This is a genomic window from Pseudomonas sp. PDM03, assembly GCF_014852385.1.
Taxonomy (GTDB): domain Bacteria; phylum Pseudomonadota; class Gammaproteobacteria; order Pseudomonadales; family Pseudomonadaceae; genus Aquipseudomonas; species Aquipseudomonas migulae.
In genome coordinates this window covers 137451-156730 of the sequence record NZ_JACVBM010000001.1, presented here as the reverse complement: position 1 = coordinate 156730, position 19280 = coordinate 137451, and the positions used below count along the sequence as shown (strand labels likewise).

The window sequence follows — 19280 nt, the reverse complement described above, 5'->3', positions numbered from 1 at the left end:
ACACTAAAATTTAAATATTTCTACGATCACTCGTAAAATAGTGATCAACACCTAGAAGAAGCGAAAGCTCTCGAGGAAAAGTTTCTCCACCATAACCCTGCTCAAAAGACCAATCCAACAAATCAAGATGAGCCTTCAACACCACATCAGACTCCGCCAACTTTCCCGACAGATTTCCTAACAACGTGGCCCATTCTTTTTTAGCGCCCTCAGATGGCCTCCGAAAGCACTTGCAAAAGCCCACGGGATTATATGAACTACTACCATGAAAACCGATATTTACATTCGAACCATAAATAGCCCGCTCCTTGCCCGCTAACATAATCCACGTACAAGATGATAGACACCCCCGATAGTTAAAGGAAAAATCCGTTCCGTCTGTATTTTTGTAAACCGAAGAATGACAAGTACTCAAACCAAGATTTGCTATATGGCTAGCAATAATTTGGGCGGCGTCGTTATCTCCACCAATGCTATCCAAACAAATTATATTAGTGCCCGCATCCTTCAACGCCTCATTGAGAGCCGTTACAGTCCGAGATGCCCCACCCGAATAAATCTGACCAGAAAGCAAAATGACATCTGTAGAGCAATTACCATTATCCGAGCAAGCCTTGACTTTCTGAGCGGACATCGCTGGAGGTATTGGGGGTACAGAATTACTTGGAGTTCGCAGACAAGAAATTTGCCAGATCATAACTGAAACAATGAAAATCGAGCCCAAGGCGATTATTATATTATTGCGCAACCTTGCTGTAATGATCATATTTAACGCTTCCTTTGATAAACCCACAACATTATCGACAGCCCCTTTGATTTCTTTAACTACCAAGAAAAAAAGCCAGTTTAAATTGCATAACCATCGATACTAGGAATTCATTGTGATCGAAATATTTTTTCGACTTACATAATCACTCTCATCACGCACATCCCTGATTTTCCTGAAAATAGCCTGACGCTGTTTCACCCGAGATGATTAGGTGACGGGGATTAGTCTAGTAGCGCGACTTTATTCAATAGCTCAGAGAGCCCATCAGGCACTAATGGCTTTTCATCAATAAAGCTCGCGCATGGGAGCCATTTTGCAACGAAGGCCGCACCATCGCTTTCTTGAGCATTCAAGTACGACAACTCATAGACGCTGGCATCCACAAACTTCGCGTCGTAGACCTGCACGATTTCGTGCCCTGGTGTGCCGTTATACGTAAATAGGCTTTCAAGCGTGCCGAGCAAGCGAACATCGGTGATGGGCAAACCGAGTTCTTCCTGTACTTCTCGCACAATGGCTTGGGCACTGGTTTCACCGAATTCGATTCCGCCACCGATTGGGCGGAAGAATGGCTTTTCAGTGATGGGGTCGCGGGCTTCGTTGACCAGAATCTTGCCATCGTGATGGAAGATGCAGAGTGCAAGGGGGCGGATGCGGGGTGTGGTCATGATGTGAAGTCCATTTACTTTGAAAATTCCTGAAGCAGCTGCTCCCATTCGGCATGGGTGTTGGTCGCGGACGCAACCTCGGCAGCTGCTACAGGTTGGCGTCCGTTTTTGAGATCAGAAGTTAGCCGGGGTGTTGGCGCTGATGATTTCCGCTTCATCCTGGCCGATGTTGCGGAACTTGTGCGGCAAGGTTGTCGGGAAGTAATAGCCGTCCCCCGCGTTGAGCACACTGATCTGCCCATCAACCGTCAGCTCAACAGTGCCACGAGTCACAAGCCCACACTCCTCGCCTTCAGAATGCACAATCGGCTCTTCCCCCGAGCTCGCCCCAGGCGCGTATTGCTCGCGCAGCAAGCGCATCTGCCGGCTCGGCACCGAAGCGCCAATCAGCAGCAACCGTAGCCCATGACGCCCAAGATCCGGTTGTTCGTTGGCGCGGAACACGTATTGATGCTCGCGTGGCGGTTGGTCGAAGGTGAAGAAGTCCGCCAGAGACATGGGGATGCCTTCGAGCAGTTTTTTCAGGGAGCTGACGGAAGGACTGACGCGATTCTGTTCGATCAGGGAGATGGTGGCATTGGTGACGCCGCTACGCCGCGCCAGCTCGCGCTGGGAGAGTTTGTAGCTTTCGCGTACTAATTTGAGTCGTGAGCCCGTGTCCATGACAGCCTTATGCGAGGAAAACTTAAGGGTTATGGGGGTGGATGGCGGGCGACTTTTGGCCGCGAAAGTACCGCTTCCCTGTCCCGTAATTGTGAAAGGCGGGTATTAAATCACGTTTGGGGGTGTTGCTGTAGAAGCAAGGTTGCTGGCGATGGAGGTGTATCAGCCTGTCCAATTATCGCCTGGAAAAATGCCATCGCCAGCAAGCCGGCTCCTACGGTTTAGCCGGTATTGGTCATACATCTATTGTCCGCTTTGGATCTCTGTGGGAGCGGGCTTGCTCGCGAAGGCGGTGTGTCAGGCGGCATCGATGTCAGATGTGCCGCCGTCTTCGCGAGCAAGCTCTGCTCCTGCAGGGTTGTGTTGGGTTAGATGCCGAAACGATCGCGCAGCGCGTAGTACGCGGCGCCCATGGCGGTGAGCGGGGCCTGGAAGGTGCGGCCGCCGATCATTGGCATGTGCGGCAAGGATGCGAAAGCATCGAAGCGTTCAGCGTCGCCGCGGATCATTTCCGAGATCAGTTTGCCGGCCAGGTGCGAGCAGGTGACGCCGTGGCCGCTGTAGCCCTGCATGTAGTAGGCGTTTTTCTCGATGCGGCCAAATTGCGGCATGCGCGACATGGTCAGCAGGAAGTTGCCGGTCCAGCGGTAGTCGATCTTCACGTCCTTCAATTGCGGGAAGGTCTTGAGGATTTTTGGCTTGATCAGCTGTTCGATGTCATCCGGTTCGCGCGCGCCGTAGACCACGCCGCCGCCATACAGCAAACGGTTGTCGGCGGTGAGGCGGTAGTAGTCGAGCAGGTAGTTGCAGTCTTCGACGCAGTAGTTGTTTTTGATCAGGCTGCGCGCAACCCTTTCCGACAACGGTTCGGTGACGACGATTTGCGAGCCGCACGGCATGCTTTTGGCGGTCACGCGATTGTCGAGGCCCTGCGACAGGTAGGCGTTGCCGGCGATCAACAGGTATTTGGCGCGGACCACACCTTTGGCGGTGCGCACGGTGATCGGTTCGCCGTAGGTGATTTCCACCGCCGCCGATTGTTCGTAGATTTTGCCGCCCAGGCCGATGATCGCCGAGGCTTCGCCAAGGGCCAGGTTCAGCGGGTGGATGTGGCCGCCCTGCATGTCGAGCAGGCCGCCGACGTAGTTGTCGCTGCCGACTTCGCGCTTGATGTCCGCGGCGTCGAGCATTTTCAGGTTCTTGTTGCCGTAGCGCTCCCAGCTGCTTTTCTGCTCGGCCAGGCCTTTGAGCTGCTTTTTGTTCAGCGCAGCGAAGATGCCGCCCGGCTTGTAGTCGCACTGGATGTCGTAGTGTTGTATGCGCTGACGGATGATGTCGGCGCCTTCGAAGATCATGCTGCCGAGGACTTCAGCGGTTCTGTCGCCGTAGCGCTCTTCGATGACATCGACGTCGCGGCTGTAGGAGTTGACCAGTTGACCGCCGTTGCGACCGCTGGCGCCGAAACCGACTTTGGCGGCTTCGAGTACGGTCACGCTGTAGCCGGCTTCGGCGAGGAACAGCGCCGAGGACAAACCGGTGTAGCCGGCGCCGATGATGCAGACGTCGCAATCCACCGCTTGTTCCAGCACCGGGAAGTCGCCGGTGAAGTTGCGGGTTGCGGCGTAGTAGCTGTTTACATGCTTTTGTTCAACAGAGGCGTGTTTCATAGGTTTCTCCGATGGCCGCGGGCATGTGCCGGCGGCCGCCGTTGTAGAAGTATTAGAGCTTGATCCAGGTCGCTTTGAGTTCGGTGTATTTGTCGAACGCGTGCAGCGATTTGTCCCGACCGTTACCCGACTGCTTGTACCCGCCGAACGGCGCGGTCATGTCGCCGCCGTCGTACTGGTTGACCCAGACGCTGCCGGCGCGCAAGCCGCGAGCGAAGGTGTGGGCCTTGCTCAGGTTGCTGGTCCAGACACCGGCAGCCAGGCCGAAGATGCTGTCGTTGGCGATGGCCAAGGCTTCTTCAGCGGTATCGAAGGTGATCAGCGACAGGACCGGGCCGAAGATTTCTTCCCGGGCGATGGTCATGGCGTTGGTCACGCCGTCGAAAATCGCCGGCTCCACGTACAGGCCACCGGTGGCTTCGAGGGTGCGGCTGCCGCCCGCGATCAGTTGCGCGCCCTGGTCTTTGCCGACCTGGATGTAGCGCAGCACGTTGTCCAGTTGACGCTGATCGACGACCGCGCCGACGATGGTTTGCGGGTCCAAAGCATGCCCCGGCTTCCAGGCTTGCAGCGCTTCCACCAGCAGCGGAATGAACTGCTCGCGGATCGAACGCTCGACCAGCAAACGCGAACCGGCGGTGCAGACTTCGCCCTGGTTGAAAGCGAAGCCGCTGGCCGCTGCCTGTGCTGCCGCGCGCAGATCCGGCGCATCGGCGAACACCACGTTCGGGCTCTTCCCCCCTGCTTCGAGCCAGACGCGCTTCATGTTGCTTTGGCCGGCATAGATCAGCAGTTGCTTGGCAATCGCGGTCGAGCCGGTAAAGGCCAGCACGTCGACGTCCATGTGCAACGCCAGCGCCTTGCCGACGGTGTGGCCGTAGCCCGGCAGGACGTTGAACACGCCTTTCGGAATGCCGGCGTCCAGCGCTAATTGAGCGATTCGGATCGCGGTCAGTGGCGACTTTTCCGAAGGCTTGAGGATGAACGAGTTACCCGCCGCGAGGGCCGGGGCGAACTTCCAGCTGGCCATGATCAGCGGGAAATTCCACGGCACGATGGCGGCAACGACACCGGCAGGTTCGCGGGTGATGAGGCCGAGTTGATCGTGCGGCGTGGCGGCGACTTCGTCGTAGATCTTGTCGATGGCTTCGGCGCTCCAGCGGATCGCGTTGGCGGTCGCCGGGATGTCGATGTTCATCGAATCGTTGATCGGTTTGCCCATGTCGAGGGTTTCGAGCAGGGCGAGTTCTTCCCGGTTGGCCAGGATCAGGTCGGCGAAGCGGATCAAAGTGCGCTTGCGTTCTGCGGGCGCCAAACGCGCCCAGACGCCGGATTCGAAGGTGCGGCGTGCGACTGCGACGGCTTCGTTGGCGTCGGCTTCATCGGTGCTGGCGACGTTGGCCAGGAAGCGACCGTCAACCGGGCTGATGCATTCGAAAGTTTCACCGCTGAGTGCAGCGCGGTATTGGCCGTTGATGAAGGCGCGGCTTTCGATGGTTAAGGACTGGAAGCGTTGTTCCCAGTCGCTGCGAGTGTTTGTCATGGTTGTGACTCGACGCAGAGGAATGTTGGGTGGGCCGTGGCGTTGGTGGTGGCTGAGCTGCCGCCATCGCCGGCAAGCCGGCTCCTACAGGGTTTGGTGACGTACACAAAAGCTGTGAACGACGAAGATCAACTGTAGGAGCCGGCTTGCTGGCGATGGCGGTGGATCAATCAACATTGATCTCGCCTGATACACCGCTATCGCCAGCAAGCCGGCTCCTACAGAGTTTTGTGTCGTGCACGAGAGGTGTCGTCGACGCAGATCTCGTCAAACCGTGTGCAGGTACCAGTTGTACTCAAGGTCCGAAATGGAGTTTTCGAACTCGGCCAGCTCGCTTTCCTTGCACGCCACGAACACGTCGATGTACAGCGGGTCGATGTATTTGGCCATGACTTCGCTGTCGTCCAGCTCGCGCAATGCATCGCGCAGGTTGTTCGGCAGGCTTTGCTCGTTCTGCTCGTAGGAGTTGCCTTCCACGGGTGCGCCCGGCTCGATCTTGTTGGTCAGGCCGTGGTGCACGCCCGCCAGCACCGAAGCCATCAGCAAGTACGGGTTGGCATCGGCACCGGCCACGCGGTGTTCGATGCGCACGGCATCGGAGGAACCGGTCGGCACACGTACCGCAACAGTACGGTTGTCGATGCCCCAGCTCGGCGAGTTCGGCACGTAGAACTGCGCGCCGAACCGGCGGTACGAGTTGACGTTCGGGCACAGGAAAGCCATCTGCGCCGGCAGGGTCTCGAGCACACCGCCGATCGCGTGTCGCAGTGCGGCGTTCTGCTCGGGATCCTCGCTGGCAAAGATGTTGTTGCCTTCTTTGTCGAGAATCGAAATGTGCACGTGCAAACCGTTGCCCGCCTGGCCCGGATACGGCTTGGCCATAAACGTGGTGTCCATCTCGTGGTCGTAGGCGATGTTTTTCACCAGACGCTTGAGCAACACCGCGTAGTCGCAGGCCTTGATCGGGTCGTTGACGTGATGCAGGTTCACTTCGAACTGCGCCGGGGCGCTTTCCTTGACGATGGCGTCGGCAGGAATGCCCTGTTCTTTCGCGCCTTCGAGGATGTCTTGCAGGCAATCGACGTATTCGTCGAGGTCGTCGATCAGGTACACCTGAGTCGACACCGGACGCTTGCCCGATACCGGCGAACGCGGCGACTGCGGACGACCGTTCACGTTGTCCTGGTCGATCAGGTAGAACTCCAGTTCAAACGCGGCGCAGATGGTCAGGCCAAGTTCGTCGAATTTGCGCACCACATTGGCCAGCACTTCACGCGGGTCAGCGAAGAACGGCTCGCCTTCCAGCTCGTGCATGGTCATCAGCAACTGAGCGGTTGGGCGCTTCTGCCACGGCTCAATGCTCAGGGTGCCCGGGATGGGGAAGCAGATCCGGTCAGAGTCGCCGATGTCCAGACCCAGGCCGGTGCTTTCCACCGTGGAGCCATTGATGTCCAGGGCAAACAGAGACGCCGGCAGGTTGATGCCTTTTTCGTAGACCTTATGAAGACTGGTGCGCTCGATGCGCTTGCCGCGCACCACACCGTTCATATCCGCAATCAGAAGGTCGACGTACAAAACCTCAGGATATTTCTTAAGGAATGCGTTTGCTTCGTTGAGTTGAACGGCACGCAGAGGGACCGACATGATGCACCTATTAGCTGTTAATTATTATGTTCACTGCACTTTCTGGAGCCCAGTCAACCCGAACGGCAAAGTGAAGTCAATAGCGAACACCCAGCCTCCCATCCTTTATTTTCGGGCCTTTTTTGGGCACGAGAGTGCCAGATCAGCCTTGAGCACCGTGTAAATCCTGAAGATCGGACGTGCGGCGTTTAGAATTTTTTACATGAGAGTTGTTAATTAAAATCAACAAGGCTAAGCTCCGGAAAAGCTCGTTCAAGTGTGAAACTTCGAGGTGATAAAAATGGCATTCAAGCCATTGATCGGCGTTACAGCGTGCGTCAAACAGATTGGCCTGCACCCCTACCACATCAGCGGCGACAAGTACTTGCGTGCTGTCAGCGTCGCGGCTCTGGGGCTGCCTGTGGTCATACCTTCCTTAGGCGAACTGACCGAAATCGAGGATGTGCTCGCGCATCTTGACGGTCTGTTGCTGACCGGCTCGCCGTCGAATGTGGAGCCTTTCCACTATCAAGGCCCGGCCAGCGCTCCCGGCACGGATCACGATCCGGCGCGGGACGCTACTACCCTTCCTTTATTGCGTGCAGCCATTGCGGCGGGCGTTCCGGTACTCGGCATCTGCCGTGGTTTCCAGGAAATGAACGTGGCGTTTGGCGGCAGCCTGCATCAGAAGGTGCATGAACTGCCGGGCATGCTCGATCACCGCGAAGCGGACAGCCCTGAGCTGGCGGTGCAATACGCCCCGGCGCATGCGGTGACGGTGCAACCGGGTGGCGTGTTCGAAGCGCTGGAGTTGCCGACCGAGTTCATGGTCAATTCGATTCACAGCCAGGGCATCGACCGCCTCGCTCCCGGCCTGCGCGCCGAGGCGATTGCGCCGGACGGCTTGATCGAAGCGATTTCGGTGGACCACAGCCCGACCTTTGCGGTCGGTGTGCAATGGCACCCGGAATGGCAGGTGCTTTCGAATCCTCCTTATTTGAGTATTTTCCAGGCGTTCGGCGATGCATGCCGACGACGGGCCGCGCAGCGTAAAACCCGCTGACCCAAAACACCCATTTACTGCCCCCGCGAGTTTGGCGGGCGTGCCTTTGCGCGTCCGTGGCTCGCGAAAACAACACACTGCAATAACAACAAGTACGACCCAGGCAGCCAGGACGGCGGCGCCGAATAAGCCAGGCCGGCGCGTATCCCCTGTAGGAGCTGGCTTGCCAGCGATGAGGCCATGACAGCCGACATCATCATTGGCAGTCAGGCCGCCATCGCTGGCAAGCCAGCTCCTACAAGGACCCGCGTATTGCTCGGGCTTGCAATCCACTCTTAAGTCAGGCCGCGTTGGCCCGACGACTGAAACCTGTTGGGAGTTTCACATGGCAATCGCCTCCAGCATTTACAGGAAGGCTCTTGAAGGTCACCAGGCACCGAAAAAGGTGTTGGTGAAAGTCGACCGCGTCACCAAGAAATTCGACGAAACCACCGCAGTGGACGATGTTTCGCTTGAGATTCATCAAGGGGAAATCTTCGCCCTGCTCGGCGGTTCCGGTTCCGGCAAATCGACGCTGCTACGCATGCTCGCCGGCTTCGAGCGCCCGACCGAAGGGCGGATCCTGCTCGATGGCGTGGACATCACCGACATGCCGCCGTACGAACGGCCGATCAACATGATGTTCCAGTCGTACGCCCTGTTCCCGCACATGACCGTCGCACAGAACATCGCCTTCGGCCTCAAGCAGGACCGTTTGCCCGCCAGTGAAATCGACGCCCGCGTGGAAGAGATGCTGCGCCTGGTGCACATGACCCAATACGCCAAACGCAAACCCCATCAACTCTCCGGCGGTCAGCGTCAGCGTGTCGCCCTCGCCCGCTCCCTGGCGAAACGTCCGAAGCTGCTTCTGCTCGACGAACCAATGGGCGCACTGGATAAAAAACTGCGTTCGCAGATGCAGCTTGAGCTGGTGGAAATCATCGAACGCGTCGGCGTGACCTGCGTGATGGTGACCCACGATCAGGAAGAGGCCATGACCATGGCCCAGCGCATCGCAATCATGCACTTGGGCTGGATCGCCCAGATCGGAAGCCCCGTGGACATTTACGAAGCCCCGGTCAGCCGCATGGTCTGCGAATTCATCGGCAACGTGAACGCCTTCGAAGGCACCGTTGTCGAGGACCTTGAAGGTCACGCGATCATTCACAGCAAGGATCTGGAGCAGAAGATCTACGTCGGTCACGGCGTCAGCACTTCGGTGGAGGACAAGTCCATCACCTACGCGATCCGTCCGGAAAAACTGCTGGTCAGCACCACCCAACCCGAGTCCCGCTACAACTGGTCCCAGGGCAAGGTGCATGACATCGCCTACCTCGGCGGTCACTCGGTGTTCTACGTCGAATTGCCTGGCGGCAAAGTCGTGCAGTCGTTCATGGCCAACGCCGAACGCCGTGGCGCGCGTCCGACCTGGGACGACAAAGTCTACGTGTGGTGGGAAGACGACAGCGGCGTGGTACTGCGCTCATGAAAACACTCAATCAGCGGTTCATGCGGCTGATGCCGAGTGGTCGAAAGCTCGTCATCGGGATTCCATTCCTGTGGCTGTGCCTGTTTTTCCTGTTGCCGTTCTTCCTGGTGATGAAGATCAGCTTCTCGGAAGCGGCGCTGGCCATTCCTCCTTACTCCGAGATCTACACCTTCGCCGAACAGAAACTCCAGCTGTTCCTCAACGTCGGCAACTACCTGCTGCTAACCGAGGATGAGTTGTACATCTCGGCCTACTTCGGTTCGCTGAAGGTCGCGTTTTTCAGCACGCTGATGTGCCTGGTGATCGGCTTTCCGATGGCCTACGCGATCACCAAGGCAAGCAAGGAAGCGCAAAACGTCTTGCTGCTATTGATCATGATGCCGACCTGGACTGCGATCCTGATCCGCGTGTATGCGTGGATGGGCATCCTCAGCAACAACGGTTTGCTCAACGCGTTTTTGATGTGGACCGGGCTCACCGATCACCCGATCGAGATCCTCAACACCAACACGGCCGTGTATATCGGCGTGGTTTACGCCTACCTGCCGTTCATGGTCTTGCCGCTGTACGCCAACCTGGTCAAACACGATCAAAGCTTGCTGGAAGCGGGTTCGGACCTGGGCTCGAGCAACTTCAACAACTTCTGGAAAATCACCGTGCCGCTGGCCAAGAACGGGATCATCGCCGGCTGCATGCTGGTGTTCATTCCGGTGGTCGGTGAGTTCGTGATTCCGGAACTGCTGGGCGGCCCGGAAACCCTGATGATCGGCCGTGTGCTGTGGCAAGAGTTCTTCAACAACCGCGACTGGCCGGTGGCGTCTGCCCTGGCGGTGGTGATGCTGTTGATCCTGATTGTGCCGATCCTGTTGTTCAACCGTAGCCAGGCCAAAGAGATGGAGGGTCGGGGATGAAACGCTTCGGATTTTCAAAGTTCATGCTGATTTTCGGCCTGTCGTTTATCTACCTGCCGATGCTGATTCTGGTGATCTACTCGTTCAACGCCTCGAAACTGGTAACGGTGTGGGGCGGCTGGTCGGTGAAGTGGTACGTCGGCCTGCTCGATAACTCGCAACTGATGGGCTCGGTGGTGCGCTCGCTGGAAATCGCCTGCTACACCGCAATTGCGGCGGTGGCGCTGGGGACTTTGGCGGCGTTCGTGCTGACTCGTGTCACGCGCTTCAAGGGCCGTACGCTGTTTGGTGGCCTGGTCACCGCGCCGTTGGTGATGCCTGAAGTGATCACCGGCCTGTCGCTGTTGCTGCTGTTCGTGGCCATGGCGCAGCTGATCGGCTGGCCGATGGAGCGTGGCATCGTCACCATCTGGATCGCCCACACCACGTTCTGCGCCGCCTATGTGGCGGTGGTGGTATCGGCGCGCTTGCGTGAGCTGGACCTGTCCATCGAAGAAGCGGCCATGGACCTCGGGGCGAAGCCGTTCAAGGTGTTTTTCCTGATCACCATCCCGATGATCGCGCCGTCACTGGCGGCCGGCGGCATGATGTCGTTTGCCCTGTCGCTGGATGACCTGGTGTTGGCGAGTTTCGTATCCGGCCCAGGCTCGACGACCTTGCCGATGGAAGTGTTCTCGGCGGTGCGTCTGGGCGTGAAGCCTGAGATCAACGCCGTGGCCAGCCTGATTCTGCTCGCCGTTTCGATTGTGACCTTCATGGTCTGGTACTTCAGCCGCCGCGCTGAAGCCAGCCGCAAACGTGCGATCCAGGAAGCGATGGACCAGACCGCCAGCGAATCCTGGCAGCAACCGAAAAAGCAAATGGTAGAAGCGACGGCCTAGTGCCGTCGCGTTTCACAGCTTTGCGCATTGAATAAAAAAGAATGGAGTTGTACCGATGAAAATGTTTGGCAGGACTCTGCTGACACTGTCCTTATTGGGCGCGATGGCTACCGGCGCCCAGGCCAATGACAAGGTACTGCGCGTCTACAACTGGTCGGATTACATCGCCCCGGACACCGTCAAGAAGTTCGAAGACGAGACCGGCATCCGCGTGACCTACGATGTGTTCGACAGCAACGAAACCCTTGAGGCACGCCTGCTCGCAGGCAAATCCGGCTACGACATTGTCGTGCCGTCCAACAGCTTCCTGGCCAAGCAGATCAAGGCTGGCGTCTATCAGGAACTGGACAAGTCGAAGCTGCCGAACTGGAAAAACCTCAACCCGGTGTTGCTGAAAAACGCTTCGGCCAGCGACCCGGGAAACGGTCACGCCTTCCCGTACATGTGGGGCTCGATCGGCATCGGGTTCAACCCGGCCAAGGTCAAGGAAGTGCTCGGTGCCAATGCGCCGACCAACTCCTGGGATTTGCTGTTCAAACCGGAAAACGCCGAGAAGCTGAAAGCCTGCGGCATCAGCTTCCTCGATTCGCCGACCGAAATGCTGCCCGCCGCCCTGCACTACCTGGGTTACCCGGTGAACTCGCAGGACAAGGCGCAGATCGCCGAAGCTGAAGCGCTGTTCATGAAGATCCGGCCGTCGGTGGCGTACTTCCATTCGTCGAAGTACATCTCCGACCTGGCCAACGGCAACATCTGCGTCGCTGTCGGTTATTCCGGCGACGTGCTGCAAGCCAAGGCCCGCGCACAGGAAGCGGGCGACAAGGTGAAAATCGAATACAGCATTCCGAAAGAAGGCGCCGGCAGTTTCTACGACATGGTCGCGATCCCACGGGATGCGGCGAACGTCGACAACGCCTACCTGTTCATGAACTTCCTGATGCGCCCGGACATCATCGCCGAGATCACCAACAACATCGGCTACAGCAACGCCAACGCGGCGGCGACGCCGTTGGTGGATGAAGCGATTCGCGATGATCCGGGCTCGTATCCGCCCTTGGCCGTGATGGCGACGTTGTATGCGATTCCGGACATGCCGATCGGGGTTCAGCGGGTGATGACGCGCGGCTGGACGCGGGTGAAGCTCGGGAAATAGTCGCTAAACTCAAGATTGCTATCGCTGGCAACACAAAACTCAACTGTTTCCGTTCACGCAGCGCCTTACCACCGCTGCACTCCTCTCTGACGAACGGCCTCACCTGGCTTCCTCGGTTAAGGTGAGTTCGGCGCCCTCCTCGGGCGCCTTTTTTTATGCCGGCACCAGCGGCCATTCGGCCAACGCCCGATAGCGGCCCTTGTGGGATTCAAACAACACAAATCGATCCGCCCGCAGAAAAAACTCCGGCGGCGTCGTCGACTCAGGCACCGGCGCCCGATAGTCACGCATCAACGTCAGATGCGGTCTGAATTCCTTGTGTGCCTCTTCAAACCCGAACGGCAACATCGCCTGCTCCAGCGCATACACCAGCCGCAGCAACTCCGGCGGTGCCTGTTCCGGTGCGAGCACCAACACCCCGGCCCTGCGCCACACATCCAGGCGATCCAGCGCCAGCCGCAACGCCGCACCCGGCACGCGCACCTTTGCTGCCGCAGTGCAGATTTCGGCAATCTGCGCCACCTCCACAGCGCCCAAAAACAGCAACGTCAGATGGAAGTTTTCCACCGGCACCGGACGCCCGATGCGCAATTGCAGCGCGCTGCGCCATTGGGCAATCGCCTTGCGCTGTTCGGGTGGGCAATCCAATGCAAAAAACAGCCGTTTGACCGGCTCCGGGGTTTCGTCGCTCACGCCTGGCACCTCCTGACATGCACGTTATAGTTGAACCAACCGAATAAACGGGACGGGGCCATGCGAGAGATCATCAGCAAAGAGCCATGGTGGGCCGTGCCACCGCAACCGGGTCAGGATGAGTCAGAGCTGGAATGGGGCTGGCTGGTTCACTATAGCGAAGGTGAACCGCGTTTCGAGTTTGTCAAAGAACGACCGACGGACAGCGAGATCCGCAATCGAAAAAGTTGCAGGATCACCCCGACGCCGGAGTGATCCTGACACACGCTCAGACCTGCAAGAGGACGTTGAAGCCGCCGAAAATCATCCGCTGGCCATCGAACGGCATCGGGTTGACGTCCTGCTGCATGCGCGGGTCGGCCATCAATTTCTGCATGCCGGCATCGCGGGTGGGCTTGTCCGGCCAGACGATCCAGGAAAACACCACGGTTTCGTCGTCCTTGAGTTTCACCGCCAGCGGAAACGAAGTCACTTTGCCATCGGGCACGTCATCGCCCCAGCATTCAACGATGCTCAGGGCGCCGTTTTCCTTGAAAATCACAGCGGCGGATTCCGCGTGTTTCTTGAATTTTTCGCGGTTGGCACTGGGCACCGCAAAGACACAGCCATCGACGTAAGACATGGTCATTCTCCTGCCGGGGGTTGAGGGTTGATCTGCGGTTTAGTCGGTTCGGACGGGCTCCAATCGACAGCGCCGCTGCCCGAACTGACCGACGGTACGTCGGCACTCCCCGCCAGGTTGCCCTCGATCTGCCCTGCCATGTACAACGTCCCCGCCATCACACCGGTGGTCGGATTCTGCACCATTTTTATCCAGGCCTTATCGAACGTGTTGCCCAGGCTGCTGCGAATCAGCGCCTCGCTGTCCGGTCGGTCGTTGGCCTGAATCAGTGCGCGAATTCCCGCCACGCCCAAGGTAATCAAGCCTCCGGCGATTTTTCCCGCCGCTGCGGACACCGCGCTGGCGGCACCGCGCGGGGCCATTTCGGCTTCCATCCGCTGGCTGGCGCGCTTGGCCACCGGCGCCATGGCTTGGTCGGTGGAATCAACGCCCTTGCTACCGCCGGCCTTGTGGATCTTGTCGATCAGCGCCGCGTACGCCGGCAGGGTGTTGAGCGGCTGGGTGTGCACGACCTGGTACAGCGAAGCGTCCCGCGCGGGCGGCGGTCCGAGGGCGATGGCCGGGATTTTCTGGATACGGCCATTGAGCTGGGCCATAGGCACGCCGTGGCGCTGGGAGATTTTTTGCAGTTCTTCCTGAAGAATATCCACGTAGAACGCCGTGGCCAGACCGAGGATCTGGTCGGGATCAATCTCGACCGCGACCGGGGCCAGAACGCGTTTCTGGTATTGCTCCAGCAGATAGGCCGCCAGGCGTTTCGACGAGGCGTCCTGCTCACCCTGGGCACTGAGGCTGTACCAGCTGACTTTCATCGACAGCCATTCCTGGGTCCAGTAACTGCTGAACCAGGGAATGAATTTTTCTTCGGTCAGTTGATAGACCCGGGTTCGCCAGTAATCCATGGCGCCGCGCGAATAGATTTTTGCCTGTTCGGTGGCGGACTGGGATGCCGCGACGATGTCCCGATCCACCTGCTGCCAGGTGCTCTGGGAAATGGTCACCGGCGGCGCAGGCACCGGGGCACGCGCAGGCGTGACGCATCCCGCCAACACCAGCAGCACGGCGACGATCAGCGAACGCAGGTTCAAGATCGTGTGTCCTAAAGTCTTCCCCCGAACGGGATATTCAGGGGTTAAAGCGCCCTGATTTGAGTATAGGCGGCGGACTCTCAGGTTGATGGTGTTGCTGATGGCCTCTTCGCGGGCAAGTCGAATCGTCGCACCGCTCGCTCCTACAGAGGACTGGTGTCCCGCGGATATCTCTGTAGGAGCGAGGCTTGCCCGCGAAGGGTCCCTCAAGAACACCACAAAAACCGACCATCACTTCCGTCGATATTCACCATCGCCGCGAATGCCTTCCGCTCATGAATCGTCAGCGTAGGATCAACTTCAACCCGACACACAACCCCGAACCGGAGGGGCAAATCATGTTGATCCATCTGCTGACCTGCCTGGCCCTGACAGCCTTCACTCTGACCGTTTTTTCGTGGTACGTCCTGACCGAGGAGCGCACATCATGATCCACACCGTCACCCTCGCCGTGAGCTTTCCGGTGTTCGGCAACAACTACTACTCGCAGCAGGCCGTCTCGCGCAAAGTGCTGTCGCTGGTGTTCGACAAGAACTTCGAAGCGCTGCTGATGCCCGCCGCCGGCAACCACTTCAGCAACGAAGTGGTCGGCCTCAACGATCAATTCCGCTTTTTGAATGATGTGCTGGCCGAACATCTGCTGGATGCCGAACTGGCCCAACACACCTCGCGGTCGTTCAGTTTTTGAGACTGCCCGTCAACGCCATTCAGTGACATAGGCCAGCGCGCGCCCTACAGGCGTCTTGGGCTATTGCGCACAAACCTCACGAACACACCCGCGTAACCAGCGATGCACCGGATCGGCGTCCAGACGCGGATGCCAGAGCATCGCGACGGTGAATTCCGGCAAGGTAACCGGCAGCGCAAAACTGTGCATGCCCGACCGCAGGTTTTCGGTGTGGCGTTCAGGAACGGCAGCGATCAAATCGGTGGCTCGGGCAAGCGCCAACGCGGTCGAGAAACCGGCAACGATGGTCGCGACCTGCCGTTCCAGTTGCAGCGCCGCCAGCGCTTCATCGACAGGCCCCTTGTCGAGCCCGCGCCTTGAGACGCTGATGTGACCGCCCGCCGCATAACGTTCCGGGGTGATCTCGCCCTGGCTCAACGGGTGCCCCAGGCGCACTACGCCGATGAATCGGTCACGAAACAAACCCTGGGTCCTTAACTCAGGCCCGGCGGCCTTCCCCACCACACCGGTTTCCAGATCAACGGTCCCGTCCCGCAGCGACGTGCTGTCCTTGTCAGGTTTGTGCATGAAGCGCAGCAGCACGCCCGGCGCTTGCTCGGCGACGCGGGCGATGAGCGGCGCGCCAAAGGTCTCCACAAAGCCCTCGCTGGTGCGCAACGTGAACGTGCGGGCCAATTGTTTCAGGTCAGGCTGTTGCGCCGGGCGCAGCACCGCTTCGGCGTCCTGCACCAACTGGCTGACCCGCTCGCGCAATTCCAGCGCCCGAGGCGTGGCGACCAGTCCGCGCCCGGCCCGGACCAGCAACGGGTCACCGGTGGTTTCGCGCAACCGCGCCAACGCCCGGCTCATCGCTGACGGGCTCAGCCGCAAGCGTTTGGCGGCCCGCGCCACGCTGCCTTCGGCGAGCAGCACATCAAGGGTGATCAGCAAATTGAAATCGGGAGTCGACATGCGTTGCCCCACGGCCGGGTGAGATGGCGTTTGACGCACGAGTAGAGTGCAACCCGTGCGCCTTCCGCCATGTTAGGCGCCAGCGTAGATTTCTGATAGCTCCACTTCGGGAGCGGTCAGATCCAGAGGGACAGCATGAAGCCGACTATCGCCATCGCGGACAACACAACACAGACACCCGCCGTGCGCTGGGCGCTGGTCAGCCTTTCGCTGTCGATGCTGCTGTCGTCACTCGGCACCAGCGTCGCCAACGTCGGTTTGCCGACGCTGGCCCAGGTGTTCGGTGCAACCTTTCAGGACGTGCAGTGGGTCGTCATCGCGTATCTGCTGGCGATCACCACGCTGATCGTCAGCGTCGGAAGGCTCGGTGACCTGATCGGCCGCCGCCGGCTGCTGCTCGGCGGCATTGGCGTGTTCACCCTCGCCTCGGCGCTGTGCGCGTGGGCACCGACATTGGGCATGTTGATTGGCGCCCGAGCCCTGCAAGGCCTCGGTGCGGCGATCATGATGGCGCTGACCATGGCCTTCGTCGGTGAGACCGTGGCGAAAGCCAAAACCGGCAGCGCCATGGGGTTACTCGGAACGATGTCGGCGATTGGCACCGCGCTGGGGCCATCGCTGGGCGGCCTGTTGATCAGTGGGTTCGGTTGGCAGGCGATGTTCCTGGTCACCGTGCCATTGGGCCTGATGACGTTGCTGCTTGCGCATCGCTACCTGCCGGCGGATCGGCAGAAGGCAACCACTGGGAGCGCCCGTTTCGACGCATGGGGCACGCTGGTGTTGGCACTGACGTTGGCGGCGTATGCGCTGGCCATGACGTTGGGCCGTGGCCATTTCGGGCTGCTTAATATTGGTTTGCTGTTGGCGGCGGGGTTCGGCGTGGGGCTCTTCGTTTTGGTTGAAATGAAAGTCGCCTCGCCGCTGATACGGCTGGCGATGTTTCGCAACCCGGTGCTGAGCGCGAGCCTGGCCATGAGCACACTGGTCGCGACGGTGATGATGGCAACGCTGGTGGTCGGGCCGTTTTATCTGGCCCACGGGCTTGGGCTGAAGGCGGTTGTGGTGGGCATAGTGCTCGCGGTCGGGCCCTGTGTCGCGGCCCTGACAGGTGTGCCCGCCGGGCGGATCGCCGACCGATTCGGCGCCCAACGGATGACTGTCGCCGGGCTGATCGCCATGGCCGTCGGTTGCCTGGTGTTATCGGTGTTGCCGCTGACAGTTGGCATCGGCGGGTACGTTGCGCCGATGGTGGTGATCACGCTCGGCTATGCCGTATTCCAGACGGCCAACAACACCACGGTCATGAGCGATGTGCAGTCCGATCAGCGTGGCGTTGTCTCGGGCATGCTCAATCTGTCGCGAAATCTGGGACTGATCACTGGCGCCTCGGCGTTGGGCGCTGTATTCGCCCTCGCCTCGCAGGCGGCCGACATCACCCAGACGCCACCCGAAGCCGTGGCCCACGGCATGCGGGTCACCTTCGCGGTAGCGTTGGGGCTGATCGTTGTTGCACTGGGCGTCGTGCTAGCCCGCCGAACGCTGAAACCGTTGTAGGAGTGTTCCGGGAATGTCCGGTTGACATAAATCCTGTAGGAGCCGGCTTGCTGGCGATGGTGGGTCAGCTGAATCGATGTCGACTGACACTCCATCGCCAGCAAGCCGGCTCCTACAGGGATTTGCGGTGTATTAAAATTCGCGCATGACAGGGGAACCGTCGATAACCATATCGACGGTTCCCCCTAGGCCTTACTGTTTGATCACAACCAGCGGTTCGCCTTTCTTGACGATGTACGTCGCCAGTTCGGAGCTGGTTTTGGTCCCGATGTTCTTCGCGATATGCGCGACGCCAGCCGGGATATACAGCGAGTCACCGGCCTTCAACGTCACCGGTGGCTGCCCTTCCAGTTGATATTCGAACGTGCCGTCGATGACATAAGCCACTTCCACGCCGGGATGGGAGTGGTTGGGCGACGAGATGCCCGGATCGATATCAACCCGTACCTGGATCACTTCACGACCGTCGACGTCGAGGTCCTTTTTCAGGAGATCGGTGCGATGAATCCCGGTCTGCCAGCTTTTTGCAGGGGCCTTCACTTCCTCGGCCTGAGACATCCCGGAGAACGCCGCGAGTGCGGCAGTGGTGACAACAGCGACGCCAAGCATTCTGGCGGTGTGACGAGCGTTGATACGGAACATGGCATTTCTCCGGGTGATACCGTTGTGGTGCCCCATTAGGCGGCCGTCGTGTATCGGGGACGTGTCGCGGATGCCATGGTTTTGTAAGCCAAGATAGCTGCGGCCCCGAGGGATACACGGGGATACAAACCGGCCGACTCATTTGGAGGTGTTGAGCACCACCGCCGCCCGAATCAGCGCCTTCAATGCTTTTTCATCAAGCGTCTCGCCCTCATGCACATCAATCGCCCGGCGGGTATTGCCTTCCAGGCTGGCGTTGAAGAGATGGGCGGGATCGTCCAGCGCAGCACCTTTGGCGAAGGTCATTTTCACCGCCGTTTTGTACGTCTCGCCCGTGCAGATGATCCCGGCATGCGACCACACCGGCACGCCCCTCCACTTCCACTCCTCGACCACGTCGGGGTCTGCCTGTTGGATGATCGCCCTGACGCGCGCGAGCGTCTCGCCCCGCCAGTCATCCAATTCCCTGATTCGTGCATCGATTAGCGCAGAGGCTGATTCGCCCCCACTGCTTTCCTTCGTCATGGTGCTCGCCCTCGACCGATGGTGGTCGCTTGAGTATTGCCGACTCGGGGATTCTCTCCAGCAATCAGGTGACCGGCTGGTCGCACAAAGTTGCGAGAGGCGCATTCG

21 protein-coding genes are annotated in these 19280 nt (G+C 59.2%); 9 read left to right on the top strand and 12 right to left on the bottom strand.

The features are described 5' to 3' along the window. Window positions 1–10: 10 nt before the first annotated feature. The 6 genes from IB254_RS00715 to IB254_RS00690 form a co-directional block, all read right to left on the bottom strand. The gene (locus tag IB254_RS00715; protein ID WP_192415757.1) at window positions 11–832 is read right to left on the bottom strand and encodes a hypothetical protein; all 822 of its coding nucleotides are present in this window, start codon (window positions 830–832) and stop codon (window positions 11–13) included. A 158-nt stretch (window positions 833–990) separates the two neighbouring features. Continuing rightward, window positions 991–1437, bottom strand: a complete 447-nt coding sequence (locus IB254_RS00710) for an NUDIX hydrolase (RefSeq protein ID WP_192415755.1) — start codon at window positions 1435–1437, stop codon at window positions 991–993. A 114-nt stretch (window positions 1438–1551) separates the two neighbouring features. After that, window positions 1552–2100, bottom strand: a complete 549-nt coding sequence (locus tag IB254_RS00705; RefSeq protein WP_007946335.1) for a cupin domain-containing protein — start codon at window positions 2098–2100, stop codon at window positions 1552–1554. A gap of 368 nt (window positions 2101–2468) precedes the next feature. Then, complete coding sequence (locus IB254_RS00700) at window positions 2469–3767, bottom strand: NAD(P)/FAD-dependent oxidoreductase (RefSeq protein ID WP_192415753.1); 1299 nt, start codon at window positions 3765–3767, stop codon at window positions 2469–2471. A 52-nt stretch (window positions 3768–3819) separates the two neighbouring features. Beyond that, window positions 3820–5310, bottom strand: a complete 1491-nt coding sequence (locus tag IB254_RS00695; protein WP_192415751.1) for an aldehyde dehydrogenase — start codon at window positions 5308–5310, stop codon at window positions 3820–3822. A 267-nt stretch (window positions 5311–5577) separates the two neighbouring features. Beyond that, entirely contained in the window at window positions 5578–6954 is a 1377-nt protein-coding gene (locus tag IB254_RS00690; protein WP_192415749.1) for a glutamine synthetase family protein, read from the bottom strand. 280 nt (window positions 6955–7234) lie between these two features. Here IB254_RS00690 and IB254_RS00685 point away from each other — a divergent pair, with 280 nt between their 5' ends. From IB254_RS00685 to IB254_RS00665, 5 genes are all read left to right on the top strand, one after another. Then, a complete protein-coding gene (locus tag IB254_RS00685) occupies window positions 7235–7996 on the top strand; it encodes a gamma-glutamyl-gamma-aminobutyrate hydrolase family protein (RefSeq protein WP_008027209.1) in 762 nt (253 codons plus the stop codon). A gap of 325 nt (window positions 7997–8321) precedes the next feature. Further along, on the top strand, window positions 8322–9464 hold the full coding sequence (gene potA, locus IB254_RS00680; protein WP_192415746.1) for a polyamine ABC transporter ATP-binding protein: 1143 nt from the start codon (window positions 8322–8324) through the stop codon (window positions 9462–9464). A gap of 29 nt (window positions 9465–9493) precedes the next feature. Further along, the gene (locus IB254_RS00675; RefSeq protein WP_162130710.1) at window positions 9494–10375 is read left to right on the top strand and encodes an ABC transporter permease subunit; all 882 of its coding nucleotides are present in this window, start codon (window positions 9494–9496) and stop codon (window positions 10373–10375) included. After that, a complete protein-coding gene (locus IB254_RS00670) occupies window positions 10372–11256 on the top strand; it encodes an ABC transporter permease subunit (protein ID WP_192228303.1) in 885 nt (294 codons plus the stop codon). The genes IB254_RS00675 and IB254_RS00670 overlap by 4 nt, the downstream gene beginning before the upstream one ends. A 55-nt stretch (window positions 11257–11311) precedes the next feature. Further along, window positions 11312–12409, top strand: coding sequence for a polyamine ABC transporter substrate-binding protein (locus IB254_RS00665; protein WP_192228304.1), 1098 nt, complete (start codon window positions 11312–11314; stop codon window positions 12407–12409). A gap of 153 nt (window positions 12410–12562) precedes the next feature. Here the strand turns inward: IB254_RS00665 and thpR are convergent, their stop codons facing one another. After that, a complete protein-coding gene (gene thpR, locus IB254_RS00660; protein WP_192415744.1) occupies window positions 12563–13102 on the bottom strand; it encodes an RNA 2',3'-cyclic phosphodiesterase in 540 nt (179 codons plus the stop codon). 60 nt (window positions 13103–13162) lie between these two features. Here thpR and IB254_RS00655 point away from each other — a divergent pair, with 60 nt between their 5' ends. Further along, a complete protein-coding gene (locus IB254_RS00655; RefSeq protein ID WP_192415742.1) occupies window positions 13163–13357 on the top strand; it encodes a hypothetical protein in 195 nt (64 codons plus the stop codon). Window positions 13358–13370: 13 nt separating this feature from the next. Here IB254_RS00655 and IB254_RS00650 read toward each other — a convergent pair whose 3' ends face one another. Both IB254_RS00650 and IB254_RS00645 read right to left on the bottom strand, forming a co-directional pair. Beyond that, window positions 13371–13724: a DUF1428 domain-containing protein gene (locus IB254_RS00650; RefSeq protein ID WP_192415739.1), complete on the bottom strand. Its 354-nt coding sequence runs from the start codon at window positions 13722–13724 to the stop codon at window positions 13371–13373. A 2-nt stretch (window positions 13725–13726) separates the two neighbouring features. Continuing rightward, window positions 13727–14812 carry a hypothetical protein gene (locus tag IB254_RS00645; RefSeq protein ID WP_192415737.1) on the bottom strand — a complete coding sequence of 362 codons (1086 nt, stop codon included), beginning with the start codon at window positions 14810–14812 and terminating at the stop codon, window positions 13727–13729. A 188-nt stretch (window positions 14813–15000) separates the two neighbouring features. On the opposite strand from IB254_RS00645, the gene IB254_RS00640 reads away from it, so the two are divergent. Together IB254_RS00640 and IB254_RS00635 are read left to right on the top strand one after the other, a co-directional pair. Further along, window positions 15001–15243 (top strand): hypothetical protein, encoded by a 243-nt coding sequence (locus IB254_RS00640; RefSeq protein ID WP_192416625.1) that lies wholly within the window; start codon window positions 15001–15003, stop codon window positions 15241–15243. Beyond that, complete coding sequence (locus IB254_RS00635) at window positions 15240–15500, top strand: hypothetical protein (protein WP_008027230.1); 261 nt, start codon at window positions 15240–15242, stop codon at window positions 15498–15500. Before IB254_RS00640 ends, IB254_RS00635 begins: the two co-directional genes overlap by 4 nt. Window positions 15501–15560: 60 nt before the next feature. Here IB254_RS00635 and IB254_RS00630 read toward each other — a convergent pair whose 3' ends face one another. Then, a complete protein-coding gene (locus IB254_RS00630) occupies window positions 15561–16451 on the bottom strand; it encodes a LysR family transcriptional regulator (protein WP_192415734.1) in 891 nt (296 codons plus the stop codon). A gap of 135 nt (window positions 16452–16586) precedes the next feature. Between IB254_RS00630 and IB254_RS00625 the strand changes: the two genes are divergently transcribed. Continuing rightward, window positions 16587–18005 carry an MFS transporter gene (locus tag IB254_RS00625; RefSeq protein ID WP_192415732.1) on the top strand — a complete coding sequence of 473 codons (1419 nt, stop codon included), beginning with the start codon at window positions 16587–16589 and terminating at the stop codon, window positions 18003–18005. Window positions 18006–18197: 192 nt separating this feature from the next. Here the strand turns inward: IB254_RS00625 and IB254_RS00620 are convergent, their stop codons facing one another. Next, entirely contained in the window at window positions 18198–18647 is a 450-nt protein-coding gene (locus IB254_RS00620; RefSeq protein ID WP_192415730.1) for a cupin domain-containing protein, read from the bottom strand. A 138-nt stretch (window positions 18648–18785) separates the two neighbouring features. After that, on the bottom strand, window positions 18786–19172 hold the full coding sequence (locus tag IB254_RS00615) for a DUF1801 domain-containing protein (protein WP_192415728.1): 387 nt from the start codon (window positions 19170–19172) through the stop codon (window positions 18786–18788). Between the last annotated feature and the right edge of the window lie 108 nt (window positions 19173–19280).

What these genes read in the sequence shown, in the direction of transcription:
- IB254_RS00675 (WP_162130710.1), top strand. Translation starts at nt 9,494, where the DNA reads ATGCCGAGTGGTCGAAAGCTCGTCATCGGGATTCCATTCCTGTGGCTG.
- IB254_RS00615 (WP_192415728.1), bottom strand. Translation starts at nt 19,172, where the DNA reads ATGACGAAGGAAAGCAGTGGGGGCGAATCAGCCTCTGCGCTAATCGAT.
- IB254_RS00710 (WP_192415755.1), bottom strand. Translation starts at nt 1,437, where the DNA reads ATGACCACACCCCGCATCCGCCCCCTTGCACTCTGCATCTTCCATCAC.
- IB254_RS00685 (WP_008027209.1), top strand. Translation starts at nt 7,235, where the DNA reads ATGGCATTCAAGCCATTGATCGGCGTTACAGCGTGCGTCAAACAGATT.
- IB254_RS00635 (WP_008027230.1), top strand. Translation starts at nt 15,240, where the DNA reads ATGATCCACACCGTCACCCTCGCCGTGAGCTTTCCGGTGTTCGGCAAC.
- IB254_RS00700 (WP_192415753.1), bottom strand. Translation starts at nt 3,767, where the DNA reads ATGAAACACGCCTCTGTTGAACAAAAGCATGTAAACAGCTACTACGCC.
- IB254_RS00650 (WP_192415739.1), bottom strand. Translation starts at nt 13,724, where the DNA reads ATGTCTTACGTCGATGGCTGTGTCTTTGCGGTGCCCAGTGCCAACCGC.
- IB254_RS00690 (WP_192415749.1), bottom strand. Translation starts at nt 6,954, where the DNA reads ATGTCGGTCCCTCTGCGTGCCGTTCAACTCAACGAAGCAAACGCATTC.
- IB254_RS00705 (WP_007946335.1), bottom strand. Translation starts at nt 2,100, where the DNA reads ATGGACACGGGCTCACGACTCAAATTAGTACGCGAAAGCTACAAACTC.
- IB254_RS00695 (WP_192415751.1), bottom strand. Translation starts at nt 5,310, where the DNA reads ATGACAAACACTCGCAGCGACTGGGAACAACGCTTCCAGTCCTTAACC.
- potA (WP_192415746.1), top strand. Translation starts at nt 8,322, where the DNA reads ATGGCAATCGCCTCCAGCATTTACAGGAAGGCTCTTGAAGGTCACCAG.
- IB254_RS00665 (WP_192228304.1), top strand. Translation starts at nt 11,312, where the DNA reads ATGAAAATGTTTGGCAGGACTCTGCTGACACTGTCCTTATTGGGCGCG.
- IB254_RS00630 (WP_192415734.1), bottom strand. Translation starts at nt 16,451, where the DNA reads ATGTCGACTCCCGATTTCAATTTGCTGATCACCCTTGATGTGCTGCTC.
- IB254_RS00655 (WP_192415742.1), top strand. Translation starts at nt 13,163, where the DNA reads ATGCGAGAGATCATCAGCAAAGAGCCATGGTGGGCCGTGCCACCGCAA.
- IB254_RS00620 (WP_192415730.1), bottom strand. Translation starts at nt 18,647, where the DNA reads ATGTTCCGTATCAACGCTCGTCACACCGCCAGAATGCTTGGCGTCGCT.
- IB254_RS00670 (WP_192228303.1), top strand. Translation starts at nt 10,372, where the DNA reads ATGAAACGCTTCGGATTTTCAAAGTTCATGCTGATTTTCGGCCTGTCG.
- IB254_RS00625 (WP_192415732.1), top strand. Translation starts at nt 16,587, where the DNA reads ATGAAGCCGACTATCGCCATCGCGGACAACACAACACAGACACCCGCC.